This is a genomic window from Roseobacter ponti, from assembly GCF_012932215.1.
GTDB lineage: Bacteria > Pseudomonadota > Alphaproteobacteria > Rhodobacterales > Rhodobacteraceae > Roseobacter > Roseobacter ponti.
Genome location: NZ_CP048788.1, coordinates 982,006 through 999,475, shown reverse-complemented (window position 1 = coordinate 999,475; position 17,470 = coordinate 982,006). Strand labels below are relative to the sequence as shown.

At 63.1% G+C, this 17,470-nt stretch carries 19 protein-coding genes; 1 reads left to right on the top strand and 18 read right to left on the bottom strand.

The annotated features are described in order from the left end of the window. Nucleotides 1-45 precede the first annotated feature (45 nt). The 13 genes from tilS to ruvC form a co-directional block, all read right to left on the bottom strand. Nucleotides 46-1,293 (bottom strand): tRNA lysidine(34) synthetase TilS, encoded by a 1,248-nt coding sequence (gene tilS / locus G3256_RS04905; RefSeq protein WP_169639756.1) that lies wholly within the window; start codon nucleotides 1,291-1,293, stop codon nucleotides 46-48. 3 nt (nucleotides 1,294-1,296) lie between these two features. Continuing rightward, nucleotides 1,297-2,145: a tol-pal system protein YbgF gene (gene ybgF, locus G3256_RS04900; protein ID WP_169639755.1), complete on the bottom strand. Its 849-nt coding sequence runs from the start codon at nucleotides 2,143-2,145 to the stop codon at nucleotides 1,297-1,299. A 4-nt stretch (nucleotides 2,146-2,149) separates the two neighbouring features. Then, entirely contained in the window at nucleotides 2,150-2,662 is a 513-nt protein-coding gene (pal, locus tag G3256_RS04895) for a peptidoglycan-associated lipoprotein Pal (RefSeq protein WP_169639754.1), read from the bottom strand. Nucleotides 2,663-2,753: 91 nt separating this feature from the next. Continuing rightward, a complete protein-coding gene (tolB, locus tag G3256_RS04890) occupies nucleotides 2,754-4,082 on the bottom strand; it encodes a Tol-Pal system beta propeller repeat protein TolB (RefSeq protein WP_169639753.1) in 1,329 nt (442 codons plus the stop codon). After that, nucleotides 4,079-5,209 (bottom strand): energy transducer TonB, encoded by a 1,131-nt coding sequence (locus G3256_RS04885; protein ID WP_169639752.1) that lies wholly within the window; start codon nucleotides 5,207-5,209, stop codon nucleotides 4,079-4,081. Before G3256_RS04885 ends, tolB begins: the two co-directional genes overlap by 4 nt. A 9-nt stretch (nucleotides 5,210-5,218) precedes the next feature. Next, entirely contained in the window at nucleotides 5,219-5,710 is a 492-nt protein-coding gene (gene tolR / locus G3256_RS04880) for a protein TolR (protein WP_169639751.1), read from the bottom strand. Nucleotides 5,711-5,713: 3 nt separating this feature from the next. Next, nucleotides 5,714-6,409: a protein TolQ gene (gene tolQ / locus G3256_RS04875; RefSeq protein ID WP_169639750.1), complete on the bottom strand. Its 696-nt coding sequence runs from the start codon at nucleotides 6,407-6,409 to the stop codon at nucleotides 5,714-5,716. A 98-nt stretch (nucleotides 6,410-6,507) separates the two neighbouring features. Next, a complete protein-coding gene (ybgC, locus tag G3256_RS04870; protein WP_169639749.1) occupies nucleotides 6,508-6,903 on the bottom strand; it encodes a tol-pal system-associated acyl-CoA thioesterase in 396 nt (131 codons plus the stop codon). A gap of 4 nt (nucleotides 6,904-6,907) precedes the next feature. Then, a complete protein-coding gene (locus tag G3256_RS04865; RefSeq protein ID WP_169639748.1) occupies nucleotides 6,908-7,261 on the bottom strand; it encodes a YybH family protein in 354 nt (117 codons plus the stop codon). Then, nucleotides 7,258-7,881, bottom strand: a complete 624-nt coding sequence (locus tag G3256_RS04860; RefSeq protein ID WP_206040795.1) for a hypothetical protein — start codon at nucleotides 7,879-7,881, stop codon at nucleotides 7,258-7,260. Before G3256_RS04860 ends, G3256_RS04865 begins: the two co-directional genes overlap by 4 nt. A 40-nt stretch (nucleotides 7,882-7,921) precedes the next feature. Then, nucleotides 7,922-8,950 carry a Holliday junction branch migration DNA helicase RuvB gene (gene ruvB, locus G3256_RS04855; protein ID WP_169639747.1) on the bottom strand — a complete coding sequence of 343 codons (1,029 nt, stop codon included), beginning with the start codon at nucleotides 8,948-8,950 and terminating at the stop codon, nucleotides 7,922-7,924. A gap of 15 nt (nucleotides 8,951-8,965) precedes the next feature. Then, on the bottom strand, nucleotides 8,966-9,628 hold the full coding sequence (gene ruvA / locus G3256_RS04850; protein ID WP_169639746.1) for a Holliday junction branch migration protein RuvA: 663 nt from the start codon (nucleotides 9,626-9,628) through the stop codon (nucleotides 8,966-8,968). After that, complete coding sequence (gene ruvC, locus G3256_RS04845; protein ID WP_169639745.1) at nucleotides 9,625-10,128, bottom strand: crossover junction endodeoxyribonuclease RuvC; 504 nt, start codon at nucleotides 10,126-10,128, stop codon at nucleotides 9,625-9,627. The genes ruvA and ruvC overlap by 4 nt, the downstream gene beginning before the upstream one ends. A 331-nt stretch (nucleotides 10,129-10,459) precedes the next feature. Here ruvC and G3256_RS04840 point away from each other — a divergent pair, with 331 nt between their 5' ends. Next, nucleotides 10,460-10,678: a DUF1127 domain-containing protein gene (locus G3256_RS04840; RefSeq protein WP_169639744.1), complete on the top strand. Its 219-nt coding sequence runs from the start codon at nucleotides 10,460-10,462 to the stop codon at nucleotides 10,676-10,678. Nucleotides 10,679-10,837: 159 nt separating this feature from the next. Here G3256_RS04840 and G3256_RS04835 read toward each other — a convergent pair whose 3' ends face one another. The 5 genes from G3256_RS04835 to G3256_RS04815 all read right to left on the bottom strand — a co-directional run bounded on the left by G3256_RS04835 (nucleotide 10,838) and on the right by G3256_RS04815 (nucleotide 17,384). Next, the gene (locus G3256_RS04835) at nucleotides 10,838-11,182 is read right to left on the bottom strand and encodes a hypothetical protein (RefSeq protein ID WP_169639743.1); all 345 of its coding nucleotides are present in this window, start codon (nucleotides 11,180-11,182) and stop codon (nucleotides 10,838-10,840) included. Nucleotides 11,183-11,285: 103 nt separating this feature from the next. Then, nucleotides 11,286-12,161 carry a 50S ribosomal protein L11 methyltransferase gene (locus tag G3256_RS04830; RefSeq protein WP_169639742.1) on the bottom strand — a complete coding sequence of 292 codons (876 nt, stop codon included), beginning with the start codon at nucleotides 12,159-12,161 and terminating at the stop codon, nucleotides 11,286-11,288. Beyond that, nucleotides 12,161-13,552 carry an MATE family efflux transporter gene (locus tag G3256_RS04825; protein WP_246227785.1) on the bottom strand — a complete coding sequence of 464 codons (1,392 nt, stop codon included), beginning with the start codon at nucleotides 13,550-13,552 and terminating at the stop codon, nucleotides 12,161-12,163. Before G3256_RS04825 ends, G3256_RS04830 begins: the two co-directional genes overlap by 1 nt. Then, on the bottom strand, nucleotides 13,549-14,781 hold the full coding sequence (locus tag G3256_RS04820; RefSeq protein WP_169639741.1) for an MFS transporter: 1,233 nt from the start codon (nucleotides 14,779-14,781) through the stop codon (nucleotides 13,549-13,551). The genes G3256_RS04825 and G3256_RS04820 overlap by 4 nt, the downstream gene beginning before the upstream one ends. Before the next feature lie 407 nt (nucleotides 14,782-15,188). Continuing rightward, the gene (locus G3256_RS04815; protein ID WP_425501522.1) at nucleotides 15,189-17,384 is read right to left on the bottom strand and encodes a primosomal protein N'; all 2,196 of its coding nucleotides are present in this window, start codon (nucleotides 17,382-17,384) and stop codon (nucleotides 15,189-15,191) included. Nucleotides 17,385-17,470 lie beyond the last annotated feature (86 nt).

Sequence of the window (17,470 nt, the reverse complement as noted above, 5' to 3'; positions counted from 1 at the left end):
CTATCATATCTTGTTGTCGATAAGATAGACACTCATCCAACATCTTCAATGCGATAAAAGTGCGGCAAAGAAGGCATCCCGCGTGCCTTCTGCACGGATCTGCCAGTCTGCCTGAAGACCGGCCTGCGGCGCGCAAAGAAGCCTCTCGCCCAGCCACAGCCCGGGCGACGCACGCTGCAGGTCGCGCGGCAGTCCGGCGGCGCGCCGGTCGGGGCAGTCTTTCAGGCCCGCATCGCCAAGCGCCCGGAGTGTTGCCCCCTCGGGCGGAACCGGCCCGCTGAGCCGCCAGCGATCATCCCATGCGGCATCGTGCGAAGTCTCCAGACCAGCCACTGCGCGGAATTCACGGAAGATCCACACCGTCTCTTTCACCCGGCGCGCATGACAGCCCGCCAGTGTGGCACTCGCCTCTTCTTCAAGCGCCTGCGCAAAGGCCGCGACAGCAGACGCACGCGGCGCATATGCCGCACCACCGATCCAGCGCAGCACACCTGAGAGCAGACGCCGCCGGGTCTCCTCCGGCAAAGACACCAGCCCCGCACGGTCAATGCAGACCGCACCGGCAGTGACAGTCACGATGTCGTGCGCTTTTTCGATCAGGTGCCGGTCCAGCGCATCGCGGGTGCTGCGCATGTTGTCCGCAACCGCGCAGAGCACCTGCGGATCAAGTCCCAGCGGAGACAGCACCTCCAGCGCACGACGCGCCCGGATGCGGTCATAGCGGTCATCATCGTTCGAGGGATCGTCTGACCAGACGATGCCTTTGGCCGACAGGTATTCTCGGAGCCTGTCCCGCCCGGTGCCGAGCAAGGGCCGCAGCCAGGCCACCCCGTGCGCTTCACGCCGCACCGACATCGCCGACAGCCCGTCGACACCTGCACCCCGTGCGAGCCGCATCAGGACGGTTTCCGCCTGATCGTTCAGTGTATGCCCGAGTGCCACCGCAGGAATATTTTCTTTCTGCGCCCAACCCGCAATCAGGCCATAGCGTGCGCGACGGGCAGCGTCCTGTGTGTTGCCCTGGCCGTCCCACCCGGACCAGACAAGGGTTTCATGTGCGATTTTCAGCTGCGCGCAGTGCCTCGCCACACCTGCGGCTTCGCGGGCTGCCCCGGGCCGCAACCCGTGATCCACAGTCACAGCCAAAAGCGTTGTCGCTGTGCCGGCGCAAATCTCCTGCAGAAGGGACAGCAAAGCGAGTGAGTCGCTGCCGCCTGATACCGCCACCCCAAGCCTGCCGGGCAGTGCGGTCGGTAAATGATCCCGTACCGCGCTGATAAGCTCAGCGGACATGGCTTAGCCGCAGTTCAGTGCAGCCATCTCAGCCTGCGCCTCGGACACAGACGGGTTTCCGGGAAAGCGGGCTTCGACCTCGCGCAGCGTGAGGCAGGCCTCACTGGTCTGTCCAAGAGCGCCCAGTGACCGCCCAAGCCGGAAAAGCGCCTCAGCCGCAACAGGACCGGTGGGGTCCGCGCTGAAGCCGTCAAGATAGGCCCGGGCGGCTTCTTTCACATCACCGGTTTTTTCGAGCGCTTCACCGCGACCGAGCCCGGCACCGGCGGCCAGAGGGCTGCCCGGATAGGTATCTTTGAAGCTGGCAAACTGATCGGCCGCCGTACGGTAGTCTTCGTTGGCCAGAGACTGCTGCGCCCGCTTGAAATCATCCTCTTCGCCAACGGCAAGCTGCATGCCCGTGCCGGGATCAACCACCGGCGCAGCACCGCCGCCTGTGACGGGTGCGGCGTTCCCGCCCTGCGGTGCACCGCTGTCCCCGCCAAGTGTTGTGGTTTCACCAAGGCTGCCGATATCGCCGCCTTCCAGTTCGACAAGCCGGAATTCAAGATCCCCGATCCGGTTGGTGCCGTCCTCGACAATCCGGTTGATGCGAAACTCGATCTCTTCGGTTTTAGAGGTCAGGCGCTGCAGTTCGGATTCGATCGCCGCGACCCTTTCAAGCACCGATCCGCCGCCATTCTGAACGGTTGGCGCGCCGGTTGTGGAAAGCTCGCGCCGCAGCCTCTGCATGTCCACGTAAAGAACGTTCAGCTCCTGGCGGATATCCGCAAGGGTCTGGTCGCGGTCCTGCGCCTCTGCGGCCGGGACCAGCAGAGCAACTGACACGAAAAGGGTGGCGATCAGGCGCATGAGATTACCCCGTCAGACCGGCGGCCAGCACCGTAACCGCGCGGCGGTTCTTGGCATAGCAGGCCTCGTTGCTGCAGATCTCGATGGGGCGCTCTTTACCATAGCTGACGGTGCGCAGCCGGTTGCCCGCGACCCCGCGGGAGATCAGGTATTCACGCACGGCATTGGCGCGGCGCGCGCCCAGAGCGACGTTATATTCCCGGGTGCCCTGCTCGTCTGCGTGACCTTCGATAACGGCGGTGTAATCGGTGTTGGTCAGCAACCACTGCGCCTGCCCGTCCAGGGTGACCTGACCCTCAGAGGTGACGTCGGACTGATCCACGGCAAACAGGACGCGGTCGCCCACGGTCTGGTTGAAGTATGCCGTAGAGGTCGGGTCATTGGCGCTGCCGGGCACCAGCGGACCACCGATACCGCCCGCTCCGCCGGCGCCGTCTGCACCGAAGCGGTCAGGATTTGTACAGGCTGCCAGCGCAAGGCCGGCCACCAGAAGAAAGATTTTTGTTGTCAGTTTCATGCTCTGTGTCTCTCAGCTCTGATTGCTCTTATTATTGTCTCAGCTTCTAGCACAGCACCACCGTCATGGGAACGGGGCGCCGCGCATCGTTTTATTCCAGCAGCGGCGACCAGGACGGGTCAGATCCACCCTCCGGAGTGCGCACAGGACGCAGGTTCCGACCGGTGATATCAACCGAGTAAAGCGATGACCGCCCACCCTCGCCCTGGGTTTCGCGGGTAAACATGATCACCCGGCCGTTGGGCGCCCAGGTCGGCCCCTCATCAAGGAAGGACGCCGTCAGAAGCCGCTCTTCACCGCCATCCGTGCGCATCACCCCGATGTGAAACCGCCCGCCGTTCTGCTTGGTGAAGGCAATGAGATCGCCGCGCGGTGACCAGACCGGTGTGCCGTAGCGTCCGGGGCCGAAGGAAATGCGCGTCGCCTCGCCACCTGTCGATGGCATGATGTAAAGCTGCTGGGAGCCCGAACGATCGCTCTCAAAAACGATCCGGCTGCCATCGGGTGAGAAACTTGGCGCTGTCTCAATTGACGGCGCGGAGGTCAGGCGCACCGGCGCGCCACCACTCAGATTGAGCGCGTAGATATCAGTATTGCCGCCCTGGCTCAGCGAAAAGACGATGCGCTGCCCGTCAGGGGCAAAGCGCGGCGCAAAGCTCATCGTGCCTTCCTGGCTTTCCAGCGCCCGGCGCTGTACCGACGCCACGTCGAGCAGATAGATGCGCGGATACCCTGTCTCATAGCTTGTATAGAGGATGCTGCGCCCGTCGGGCGAGAACCGCGGCGCGAGCACAATGGACTCGTCGCCCGTGAGATACTGCACATTGGCGCCATCATAATCCATGATGCCGATCCGTTTACGCCGGGCATCCTTGGGTCCGGTTTCAGCCACATAGGCCACGCGGCTGTCGAAATAGGCGCCTTCGCCGGTGATCCGGCTGTAAACCGCATCGGCCACTTTATGTGCCATACGCCGCCAGCCCTCGGGCGTGCCGGAGAACTGCAGGCCCGAGCCCATCTCGGCCCCGGAGAACACATCATAAAGCCGGAATTTCACGGTCAGCTGCCCGCCGTTCACCGCAGCCGCCCCGGTGATCAGCGCCTGAGCGTTGATCGCTTTCCAGTCCGCGTACTGCACCGGTGCTGCAAAACTGCTGACATTACTGATGAAGGCCGAGGCCGGGATTTCGCGGAAAAGCCCGGTGCCGATAAGATCGGCAGAGACCACCTGGCTGATCTGTGCGGCCAGATCTCCGGCGCCGGCGGTTTCAGCCTCAAAGACCGGCAGGGCAAAGGGCAGCGGCTCAATTACCCCCTCGGTGATCTCAATGCGCAGCGGGCCGTCCTGTGCCGGCACCGGCGGGGCCGCAACCAGGCTCAGCGCCATCGCAAGCCCGGTGAAAAATGCCTGAAGTCTCATTTGACACGCATCCTTTCAGGATTGAACGTCATTTCAATTTCCTGCCACTGGCCGTATTTCTCAGCCGGCAGATCAAAGCCGGAGGCCCCGCAGCGAATAATCGCCCGGCGTGCCGCCTCAAAAGCCTGGCGCGCGGCAGTATCCGACCCGCCGGAACTGGAGGCCATTGCAATCGAGCCTGTCACCGGTTTCCCATCCTGCGTCATGGATACGATGACCACAACTGTTGTCCGCAGCGCATCAGTCGAAAGTGATCCGACGTTCCAGCAGTTGGATACGGCCACGCGCAGGGTTTCCTTTTCACCTGCGGTCAGCGGCGGGCCGCTGGGCACGGATGGCGCAGAAGACGGCGTCTCCAGTGCTTCTGCAAGCGCATCATTCAGCGCATCGGAGGCGGGTCCCGGTGTTTCGGCAGGCTGTGCCGGCGCGGGTGTTGCATCGGGCGCGCGCTGCGCCACCGTCTGCGGTGCCGGCGCCTTGGGTCGGGCCGGCGGACGCGGGCTGGTTGTCAGCGTGCTGGCCGGTTTTTCGGCCTCCGTTACGATCTCGGTCGCGGCCGCCTCGGGGGCGGTGGCCTCTGCGGGCTCCTGTTCCTGCGCGCCGGTTTCATCCTGAGCCACGGCTTCCTGCTCCACCGGATCGGGGATCGCTTCGGGGTCTGGTTGTGCAACCGCCTCCGGTGCCACGCGGTCCACCGCTTCGGGCACGGCGGTATCGCTGATCTGCGGCACATCGACGGCCACATCCGCCGGGGGCTGTGGCAGTTCAGGCGCCTGGTCGCTCACATCGGCCTGCGGTGGCGGCGGCGTGATCTGGGTGACATCAGGGGGTGTTTCCTCGCTCGGCGTCTCTGCCGGGGCGGGAGGGGTCGTCTCGGTCTGTTCATCTGGTGCCGAGGATACTTCCGGCGCATCGGGCGTGACCTCCGGGCTCGCAGGCTGGGCAACTTCCGTGACCGATTGCGGCGACCGGGCTGCCGCCACCATCGCCGCATACTCATCGCCCGAGATCACGGAGACCTCAGACATCTCAAAGGGCAGAGGCTCAGCCGCAAACACGTCGCCAAAGGCCAGCCAGCCCAGCAGGACCAGATGCCCCGCACCCGATATGTAATGGCCGGTATGCACCGCCGCGCCCTACTGCCCCGTACCGCCGGGCGCGTCGGTGCCGTCAAGCGTCGGCCCGCCGATATCGGTCACCAGACCGATGTTGGAGAACCCGCCGGCATTCAGAGCGCCCATGACCTCCATCACCCGCAGATACGGCACAGCGCCGTCCGCACGCAGGAATACCCGGTCAGAGGTACGTTCTGCCGCAATCGCCCGCAGCTTCGGGACGAGCTCATTGCCCGCAGTCTCAGTGGTCTGGATCTGAATGCTGCCATCCGCCAGAATGGTTACCGTCAGCGGCTCTTCCTGATCCGTCGGCAGCGCCCCGGCCGCCGTTTTCGGCAGCTCCACCGGCACCCCCACTGTGAGCAGCGGTGCTGCCACCATAAAGATAATGAGCAGCACCAGCATCACATCGACAAAGGGCGTGACGTTGATCTCGGCCATCGGCTGCGCCCGCGAGGTGCGGCGGCGCCGTTTGGTGGCCCCGCCCTGCTTTTGCATGACACCGGCACCCATCGCTCAGCTGTCCAGCTGGCGGCTGAGGATGGTGGCAAACTCATCCGCAAAGGATTCGTAGCCCCCGAGGATATGATCGGCATCCGAACTCAGCTTGTTATAGAATATTACCGCCGGGATCGCGGCCAGAAGACCCAGACCGGTGGCCAGAAGCGCCTCTGCAATACCGGGTGCCACAACCGCAAGGTTTGTGTTCTGCTGCTCGGCAATCTCGATAAAGGCGTTCATAATGCCGATTACCGTGCCGAAAAGCCCGATAAAAGGTGCCGAGGAGCCTACCGTTGCCAGCACGGTCAGCCCGTTGCGCAGATATTCTGCCTCTTTGTTTATCGCCACATCCATCGAACGGTCGATGCGCGCGGTGGCCCCGGCAATCAGCCCGCCGTCATCACGGTGCGAGCGCTGCCATTCGGTCATGCCGGCGGCAAATATCTTCTCCGCACTGCCTGAGGGGGCAGGCCCGGTCTGCTCAAAGAGCGAATCCAGTGGTTCGCCCGACCAGAAGGCCTGATCGAAAACCGCAGCCTCGGCGCGCGCGCGCCGGTACTGGATCAGTTTGATGACAATGATGGACCAGGACCAGAACGAGGCCACGATCAGCATGATCATCACGATTTTTACGATGAGGGTCGCACGGGCGAACAGCCCGAAAAATGAGAAATCAATCTCATGCGCCAGTGCCAGCGTCTCTGCTTCCATATGCCTGCTCTTTGCTCAATACCGCCGTGGGCCGGTTTTCCGGCTCCATTGTCTCAGGACCCTAACCCAGCGCAAGACAGATTGCTATCACTATGCTGTCAGGTGGGTGGCGTGACAGGCAGTAAGCGGAGTTCTGCTGGCAAACGCGCCGGTTTTCCACCTGCTCCGATGCAGACAATCGTCACGTCGGCCTGAAAAAGCAGGGCATCACCCCGCCAGACTTTCTGCGCCATGATCATGCGCGCCGGTGTCATTTGCGAGATGGTGGTCTGTACCTCAAGCTGATCGTCGAAAACCGCAGGCAGCAGGTAATCCGCCTCAACCCGGCGCACCGCGAACACGAGGCCCTGCACCTTCATCGCCAGCTGGTCGATACCGGCCTCGCGCACCCAGTCGCTGCGCGCGCGCTCAATGAAGCGCAGATAATTGGCATAATAGACGATGCCCGCCATGTCGGTGTCTTCGTAATAAACCCGGACCTCGAAACGATGCATCGGCTCAGATATCCCGGTGCGAGGCGGCGGCGCGGTAAACGAGCCCCTCCTCGTTGAAATAAAGCGTCTCCGCAGCCAGCACATCGCGGTGATTGAGGTAGGTAATGACAATCATCTGATACCCTCCGAATACATCCTGCACCCGGAAGGCCAGCGTCGGCTGCGCCTCCAGCGCCTGACGCCAGTAGTCGCGCAGCGCGTCTTTACCCTCAATCAGCCCCCGCCCCACCAGCGTCTGCGCCTTGCTTGAGCGGAACCGGATATCGTCGGTGTATCTGGCCAGAACACGGTCGAGGTCGTGACTGTTCCAGGCCGCCTGCCAGTCGCGGGCAAAGCTCAAAGGCTCAGGCAGGCTCATTGCAAAAGTCCCACCCGGGCGGCGAGACGCAGCGCGAGGCCAGGATCGGTTGCCGCAGACGGGATCGCCGGATCGTAAGCCGCCCGGATCAGCGCCGCAATATCAGGGCGCAGAATGGTCTTTTCGCCGGACACGGCCAGTGGCGAGCGGTCACGGAACGCCAGATCCGACCACAACAGCACTGACTGCACCACCTGGCTGAGCGCCAGGGTCTCTGCCGGCACCGCACTGAGGTGTTCGTCCATACGCAAAAACACGAAACAGGCTTTGATGGCGCCCTGCCCGTCGAAATGAAACACCCGGTACTGATTGGCCTCCTGCTCTTTCAGCCGGCCCACCAGCGGCACCAGATCATTGACCAGGCGGTCGAGCCCCGGCACCTGGGGCAACTCGTCCCAGTCCGAAAAGAAGAACACCATCATATTGCTGCCAAGCTCGGGGTCCGTCTCCAGCATCTGGTGCCCGCTCAGCACCATGACGGCCTCCAGCGCCCCTTTCACGACCGCCAGCGTTTCATCTGTCACTCCGAAAATCACCGGGGCCACAGGCCGGCCCCAGCGTGCAAAGGCAAAGCTGCCGTCGCTGCGGGTGAAGAGTGCCTCGACCTCGTCCGCGTCCATCAGTTCCCTCGTCCGGCGCTGTTGTCTCTCGCCTGCTGCATCAGCCCGGCCCGCCAAAAAGATCGGGCGCAGGCCCCGGGGCGGCCATCCCCAGATGCGTCCAGGCTTTCTGCGCCAGCATCCGCCCGCGCGGTGTCCGCTGTATGAACCCCTGTTGCAGCAAAAAGGGCTCAATCACCTCTTCCAGCGCATCGCGGCTCTCGCTCAGCGCCGCACCCAGCGTCTCAATGCCCACCGGCCCGCCGGCGTAGTTCTCTGCAATCAGCGTCAGATAGCGCCGGTCCGCCCCGTCGAGCCCGAGCTGATCCACGCCGAGCCGCGTCAGCGCCATATCAGCCAGCTCTTTGGTGACCCTTCCGTCGCCTTCGACCACTGCGAAATCCACCACCCGCCGCAACAGCCGCCCGGCGATCCGCGGCGTGCCACGCGCCCGGCGGGCTATCTCGCGCGCGCCACCCTCATCCGCGGGTGCGCCAAGCTTGCGGGCGTTGCGTTCCACGATGATGAAAAGCTCGTCTTCGGTGTAAAACTGCAACCGTGTTGGAATGCCGAACCGGTCGCGCAGCGGCGTGGTCAGGAGCCCCATACGAGTCGTCGCCCCCACCAGCGTGAAAGGCTGCAGCTCAATGCGCACCGTGCGTGCAGCGGGCCCCTCACCGATCACCAGATCAAGCTCGAAATCCTCCAGCGCGGGATAGAGCACCTCTTCGACCACCGGGTTCAGCCGGTGGATCTCGTCGATAAAGAGCACGTCGCGGGCCTCGAGATTGGTCAGGATCGCGGCAAGATCCCCGGCACGCGCCAGCACCGGCCCGGACGTCATGCGGAAATTCACGCCAAGCTCACGCGCCATGATCTGCGCCAGCGTGGTCTTGCCAAGCCCCGGCGGGCCGTGAAAAAGCGTGTGATCCATCGCCTCGCCGCGCTGCCGGGCAGACTGGATAAACACCCGCAGATTGGCCCGCGCCTCGGCCTGGCCCACAAATTCGTCCAGCATCTGCGGACGCAGCGCACGATCACTGTCTTCGGGCAGCGGATCGGGGCGCACGGTAGGATCAATATCGCTCATCTGAACTCACCCATCTCAGCTCTGCGGTGCCAGGAGCTTGAGCGCTGCGCGAATGAGGGCCGGAGTGTCCGCCTCCGGCGCCTCGCCTGCGGCCCGCGCCACGGCACCGGCCGCATCGCCGGGGGTATATCCCAGATTGGCCAGCGCCGACAGCGCCTCCGCCTGGGCCGATGACGGCGCAGGCGCCGCGCGGGCCGCCGGCGCACCCACAGGCTCGATCACATCCACGTCTGTGGCATCTGCCGTGGCTGCCGGCGTGCCGCCCATGGCCATCACGCCGGGCGCTTTGTCTTTGAGATCGAGCACCACGCGCTGCGCGATCTTGGGGCCCACGCCCTTTGCCGCTTTGACCGCGTTCCAGTCGCCAATGGCAATCGCCCGGCTCACACCGTCCGGCCCCAGCGTGCCCAGGATTGCAAGCGAGGCTTTGGCACCTACGCCCTGCACCGAGGTCAGCAACCTGTGCCATTCTTTTTCAACCAGCGTCGGGAACCCGAAAAGCTGCAGCACGTCCTCACGCACCAGCAGATCGGTATAAAGGGCAGCAGCCTCACCCGCACCGGGCAGCCCCGCGAGCGTCCGCTCAGAGCAATACACAAGATATCCGACACCGCGCACGTCGATGAGCACATGATCTGTGGCCCGGTATTCGATACGCCCGGAGATTTTCCCGATCATGCGCGCACCTTCAGGACGCGGCCGGATATTTCGGCCCCGCCATAATGCGCATGACAGATAGCGATGGCCAGCGCGTCGGCCGCATCAGGTCCCGCGATCTGCGCGCCCGGCAGCTGCATCTGCACCATATGCAGCACCTGTTTTTTATCCGCATGGCCCACGCCAACGACGGTTTTTTTGATCCGGTTGGGCGCGTATTCCCCGACGCTGAGCCCGGCCTGTGCCGGCACCAGCATCGCAATACCCCGCGCCTGACCCAGTTTCAGCGTGCCCGCACCGTCCTTATTGACGAATGTCTGCTCGACGGCTGCCGCCTCGGGCAGCCACTGGCGGAAGATCTCTGTGAGCTGGCTGTGCAGGGACAAAAGGCGGTCCGGCAGCGCCGCACCTTCTGACCGGCAGACCCCGTTGGCCACATGGCGGAACCGGCTGCCGGCGACGTCGATCACGCCCCATCCGAGGTTTCTCAGCCCCGGATCTATCCCGATCACCCGCACCATCTGCACCGCCCTGCCGAATTATCTCGTTTTTTATGCATTAGCACGAAAGGCGAACATCCGCCAAGCTGTTCGTTTTCCGCTCCACGGAATGTGCAGCCGGTGTCCACGGAGCGCAATTCGGTTCAAAACCGTCATCGGGCGAGCTGTTTCCGACACCGGCTCACATTCAGATTTTATTAGCCTTTACTTATGGTTAAGCATAATGAGACCTATGCAAAAACTGCATATCCAACATGCGTTTTCGCACCTTGCTCAAATTTCAGGCAAGACCTATCTGCCCTTTATCACACACCGGCATGACCGGTTAACACTTCAGATAAAGGACGGCACAATGGCTACTTTTGATACCACCCGCACCCATTACGGCTCCGCCACTCTGGCCAGCCGTTTCTTCAACCTTTTCTCCAGCGCCCTTGCCGGCGTGGTTGCATGGAATGACGCACGCGTCACCCGCAACGCTCTTTCCGGTCTGACCGACCGCGAGCTGGACGATATCGGTCTGAGCCGCTCAGACATCGAAAGCGTTGCAGACAACACACTGATCCGCTGATTTTTGTGACTTCGGGGGCGATACGCCTCTGTAAAACGAAAAAGCCGCCCCTCCGGACCGGAGCGGGCGGCTTTTTTTACCATGGGTGTCTGCAGACACCCGTCACACAACCAGCTGCCGGAACGCCCGGCAACCTTACTAAACTCACAAACTGAAGGATCAGCCGGTAAAAACTGTCAGGAACTGTGCCAGGGTCGACGTTATCGCGCCGGGCTGCAGGAACCAGGCACCGGCCTGTTCAAAAGATGTGCCCGCGGCCAGCACATCAATGCGGGCCTGGTATTCAGCCTGACCTGTCATGGCGATCGCAGTGGCTTTGAGAACAAAAAATGCCACCATGCTCACAGCCAGCATCTGAAGCCGTGTATAAATGCGTGATGGCTTTGGCGTCAGCGTGATCAGCCCGTCATGGGTGATCTCTGCTGTGTACCCGGCGGCAAGCGCTTTGTGCCTGCGGGCGACCCCGTTAATCCGTTTTTCAAACTGAGCGTATGTATCGGACATCCCACTCTCCTGGTAATCAGGCCCCCACCGGATTAAGACTAAAATTGTCAATATTCGGGCAAAAAACAAGCCGGAATGGCCAAATGAGGCCGAATTGGGGCATTCAGCGGGCAATTGTGGCGAGTGTCAACGTTGTCCAGTCAACAATCTGCTCGCGGTGCACCAGATTGATCCCGGCTGCTGAATAGACCGAGATCACCTCATCGGCCTGTTCGTTTAAAATCCCGGACAAAATCGCGAATCCCCCCTGCTGCAGGTGGCGCGACATGTCCGGCGCGAGGGCGATGAGCGGCCCTTTGAGAATATTCGCAAAGATCAGATCAAAGGGGCTGGCCTCTTTCAGAGCCGGCGCGTCAAAGCCTGCGGCCTCCACACAGCGGATGCGGTCTTCGAGGCCGTTAGCGCGGGCATTGGTGCGCGCCACATCCACGGCCACCTGGTCAATATCGCTGGCCAGAACCGTGCCGGGCCAGATCCTTGCCGCAGCCATGGCCAGCACAGCCGTGCCGCAGCCGATATCCACCACGTTCTGTCCGACGAACCCCTCGCCTGCCAGCCGGTCAAGCGCCCGCAGGCAGCCCAGCGTGGTACCGTGATGCCCGGTGCCGAACGCCATGGCGGCCTCGATCAGAAGCGGCTCGGCTTCGGGCGGCACTTTATCGGCATCATGGCTGCCATAGACGAAAAAGCGCCCGGCAGAGACCGGCGCCAGCTCGCGGCGCACATGCGCGACCCAGTCGGTCTCGGGCACTTCGGACACCACAAACGGCTGCGCGCCAAAGGCTGCGGCCAGAAGCGCCAGTGCCGTGTCATCAGGCGGTTCGGTAAAATAGCCACCAACTTCCCAGAGCCCCGAGCCATCCTCCATCTCGAACACGCCGATGCCGGTGGGTTCGGGCGAAAGGTTCTCCATGGCCTCACCGAGGTTTTCGGCAGACGTCCTGCCAGGCAGCGTCGTCAGGGCGGTAAAGGTGGGCATCAGCGTCTCCGGTAGCGGTCCGGGTTCGGGTAGGGCCGCGGCGGCGTCGCGTCAAGCGCAACCGGCGTGTCAGCACGCAGAGACAGCACAAAACGCCAGCCCCAGATCGCAGACACCGTGCCCACGATCACTCCGGCCGCCGCCTGACCGTAAATCACCCCCGGAGCACCAAAAAAGCCTGCCAGAAAGGCCGCCGCCGGCAAGGAGAGCAGGCCCTCCTTGATCCAGTTCACCAGCGTCGAGCGCAGCGGTCTGCCCAGCGCATTGAACGCCGCATTGGATACAAAGAGCGCCCCAAGGAAGACAAAGGCCCCCACACCAAACCGGGTAAAGGCCCGCACGATATCCGCGCCCTGCCCGTTGAGCGCGAAGCCCTCGATGACGTAAGGCGTTGCAATGAGCAGCAGCGCCCAGGTCGCGAGGGTATAGAGCAGACAGAAGATGATCGCATCGCGGTAGGTACTGCGCAGGCGGTCGAGATGGCCCGCGCCGTAGTTCTGTCCGAAGATGCCGCCGATCGCGCCGGCCAGCGCAAAAATCCCGCCAAAGGCCACCACTGTCATTCGCCCGACCACAGCCCAGGCCGCAACGGCATCATCCCCGAATGGCGCCATCACAATCGTGAGAAGGTAATTACCGGCAGGTGTGGCCATCTGCGTGGCAATCGCCGGCAGGGCAATCGCCATGTAGACCGGCATCACCCGGCGCACGGCGCTGAGATCCGGCAGTGCGATGAGATTATTGCGTGCGGCGGCAAGCCAAAGACCCATGCCGAGCAGCGCCAGACGGAAGAGTACCAGACCAATGGCAGCGCCATCCAGCCCCCAGCCCAGCCAGATGATCAGCACCGGGTCTGTGAGCATCAGCAGAAAGCCCGAGATCAGCGTGATATACATGGCCTGGGCCCCAAGACCTTCCGCGCGCAGCGCGCCCGAACAGATCAGCCCCACCGCCATCAGCACCAGCGAAGGCACGGTGATCGCCAGATAGCGCGCAGCCAGAGCCGCGGTCTCGCCCGTGGCACCAGCCATGGCCACCAGATCGTGCCGGAAGAGAACAATCAGAAGGGCCACGCCGGCCTGTATTGTCGTGGCAATGACAACGGCTGCGCCTGCCTGTTCGCGGGCCAGATCCCGCCTGCCTGCTCCGATGCTGCGCGAGATCATCGCTGTCGACGCAATCATCAGACCGACACCTGAGGAAACTGAGAAAAACTGGATCGCAAAAGCAAACCCGATGGCCGCCACCAGCTGGGCATCGCCAAGCTGTGCGATCCAGAAGAGGTTCGCCGCATCCACCAGAAACACGAACGTAATGCCGAAAGCACCCGTGGCCGTCATGCGCACCACATGCCCCATGGTGGAGCCGGTCAGAAAACGCCCTTCGCTCATTCCGCAGGCGCAGGCGCCACACGGGCAAAAACCGTCTCATTTCCCTTCTCAGGATGGCGGGGGATCAGCGTGGCAAGCGTCAGAGAGACCGCAGCCATCCCGGCAGCGAGCAAGAAAACAGCCCCCGGCGAGACCAGCCACAAAAGCCCCAGCAGCACCGGCAGAAAGACAGCTGCAATATGGTTGATCGTGAAAGCCACGGCAGCGGTGGGCGCGATGTCGCCGGGATCGCCGATCTTCTGGAAATAGGTTTTCAGCGCCAGGGCGAGACCAAAGAACATATGGTCAATCACATATAAGGCTGCCGCGACCTGAAACCCCCAGTCAAAGAAGTAAACGCCACCATAGGCCAGGAAAACGCAAACAAGACCCGCATATTCAAAGACCAGCGCGTTACGTTCGCCAAAGCGCGCAACAATCCCCCCCAGAAACGGGGCCACGGCCATGTTGATCACGAGGTTAATCAGATAGAGCCCCGCGACCTCATGCACCTGAAAGCCGAACTTTTCGACCATCATAAAGCCCGCAAAGACCATGAAGATCTGACGGCGCGCACCTGACATGAACTGCAGCGCATAATAGAGCCAGTAGCGGCGGCGCAGGATCATCCGTTTGATCTGCGGATGCGGCGCCTCGAACTGCGGATAGGCCACCATGGCGAAAACGGCAATCGCTGCCGTGATGCCACCCCCCGCCATAAAGACCATATTATAAGTCAGCCCGAGCGGCTCCCACAGGATCATAATGATGAAATAGACGATGAAGGTCGCGGCAGATCCGGTGGCCAGCAGCCAGCCGAGGATCTGCGGCGCGCGGTCTTTGGGCAGCCACTGCAGCTGCAGCGACTGGTTGACCGTCTCGAAATAGTGAAAGCCAACCGAGCTGATGAAAGTCAGCATCAGGATGCCCGTGAGCTGCGGAAACTGCGCCGTGACGGCCGTGGCGAGCCCCAGAAGAACAAGCGATGCCAGCCCCAGCACCTGTTCGCGCACAAAGATAATGACCGCAATGACGCCAACTGCCAGAAACCCGGGGATCTCGCGGATCGTATGCAAAAGGCCGATGTCCGCCCCGTCAAAGCCCGCGACTTCTTCAACGAAGTTATTGAGCAGCGCAAACCAGGTGTAAAACGCAACCGGCATGGCAAAGGCCATCAGGAAAAGCAGCGAAATGGGTCTGCGCCAGAGCGGCAGTGTTCGCGCCTCGGCAAGGGGGACATATCTGGCCATAACACCTGACTATGCCTTTTGCGGGCCGTTGGCGAGGCACGATTACGCAGCTCACCCCGGCGTGACTTCGGGGTCCGCACAACACGTGATGAACCCCATGTCTGTCCAGGGCCGGGCCTGCCGGGAACAGCGGCATTTCCGTAAGGGTCATCCGGGGCTGTGCCACCGCTCAGCGTCCACAGGTTCAGCGCCGGAAGGAACACGGCAAAAAGAGCGTGCGACACGGCATTGGCGGCCAGGACCCGCTCAGCCGTACAGGGATGTGCCGCAGGAGTGGCCGGCAAAGTGGCACGGGGCGTAACATCCGTCCTGTCTGAGGGCTGCGGCATCCGGCGCCGGGCAACGCGGCGGAGATAGTCAGAACCGTTTCATCAGAAAAATGCTGACAGGCCGTGAGCAGAGGTGCGTCAGTAAAAACTCTGCGGATCGATGTCCACGGCAATGCGCAGATCGCCCTTCAGCCGGATCTGCCCCACCCATTTCGCCACAGCGGCCTGTAGCGGCGCGGATTTCTCAGCCTTAACCAGCAGCCGCACCCGGTGGCGGCCACGCACCCGGGCGATGGGCGCAGGGGCCGGTCCGAAAACCTGCGCGCCGATCGCGCGCAGCGGCTGGTCCTCGCGCGCCAGCTGATTGCCTGCATCAAAGACCTGCGCCACGTCCGGCGCGCTCAGGATGATCCCTGCCATCCGGCCATAGGGCGGCACGCCGGCGGCCTCTCGTTCGCGGGCTTCCGCCGCCCAGAAAGCCTCCTCTTGGCCGGCGAGAATTGCACGGATCACCGGATGCTCAGGCTGATAGGTCTGCAGAAGGGCCGTGCCCGGAGCCTCGGCCCGGCCCGCCCGGCCGGCCACCTGACGCATCAGCTGAAAGGTGCGCTCCGCCGCGCGCAGATCCGAGCCCTGCAGCCCCAGATCGGCATCGATCACCCCCACCAGCGTCAGTTTCGGAAAATTGTGCCCTTTGGCGACCAGCTGCGTGCCGATTATGATGTCCGCCGCCCCCTGAGCGATGCCGGAAATCTCTTCTTTCAGGGCGCGGGCGGAGCCGTACATATCCGAACTCAGCGTCGCAACCCGGGCGTCCGGGAAAAGCTCTGCCGCCTCTTCGCCCAGCCGCTCGACACCGGGCCCGACCGGCGCCAGCCGCCCCCCGACCTCGCAGGAGGGGCAGATATCGGGCATCGGCTTCGTCTCACCACACTGATGACAGACAAGGCGCTTGAGAAACCGGTGTTCGACCAGTCGTGCGTCACAGTGATCGCAGCCGATCTGATGCCCGCAGGCGCGGCAGAGCGTAACCGGGGCATAGCCGCGCCGGTTGATAAAAAGCATCGCCTGTTCGTCACGTTCAAGCCGTGCTGCCACCTCGCGCCGGAGCGCGTCTGAAACCCAGCGATTGGCCGGCAGGCTCTCTGCACGCATGTCAATCGCACGCATCTGCGGCAGCACCGCCGGCCCGTACCGCGATTTCAGCTCCAGCCGGCGGTACTTGCCCGCCTCTGCATTGACCCAGCTTTCCAGCGACGGCGTGGCCGAGGCCAGCACCACATGCGCCCCGCAGATCGAGGCGCGAAGCACCGCCATATCGCGCGCATTATACAGCACGCCCTCTTCCTGCTTGTAGGAGGTGTCATGCTCCTCATCGACGACAATCAGCCCCAGATTCTGATAGGGCAGAAAAAGCGCCGAGCGCGCCCCGATCACCAGCTGTGCCTGCCCCTCGCCGACCATGCGCCAGATGCGGCGGCGTTCTGTCATGGTGGCACCGGAGTGCCACTCGGCGGGTCTGGCGCCGAAACGTTCTTCAACACGTGTCAGGAACTCCGCCGTCAGTGCGATTTCAGGCAGAAGCACAAGCGCCTGTCGACCGGACCGCAGGGCAGCGGCAACCGCCTCCAGATAAACCTCGGTTTTGCCCGATCCCGTCACCCCGCGCAGCAGCGTCGTCCCGTAGCTTTCAGAACGCACAGCCTCGGCCAGCGCCGCAGCTCCCGTCGCCTGATCTTCGGTAAGCTCTTTGCCCGGCAGTGCGGGATCGAGCCGTGCAAAGGGCTGATCCCGCGGACTGTCCTCTTCAAGCACAGCACCATGGGCCACCAGCCCCTTGACCACCGACGCGCCGACACCGGCCATTTCAGCAAGCTCTTTCAGTGTGAACGAGAGATCACCATAATCCGCGAGAGCTGCCAGCACCTTGCGACGGGCCGCCGTCATCTTGTCCGGCTCCGCATCGCCACGCCGGTAGACCCGCCGCATCGACGGCGGATCGCCCAGCCCGGGCGCACGGGTCGCCAGACGCAGCATCGCAGGCATCGGCGTCAGCGTGTAATCGGAGGCCCGTTGCAGAAAGCTGCGCATCTCATCGCGCATCGGAGCGGCATCCAGCACGCGGATCACCGGGCGGATCTTTGAGATATCGTAATCGCCCTGCCCCGCGCCCCAGACCACGCCGATGACCTTACGAGGCCCGAGCGGCACTTCAACAAAGGCGCCGGCAAAGCAGCCCCCCTCGGGTGCGCGGTAGTCCAGCGCACGCCCCAGCGGCTGCGTGCTCAGCACAGCCACCAGCGCACCTGTGTCGAAAAATTGCGGCTCGCTCAACGCGCAGGCTCCGGCTTTGAGGGATTTTCGGGTTTCAGCATGGCAGATCATGCGGTAAAGCCAAGAGCAAGAGGGAATGCGCAGGC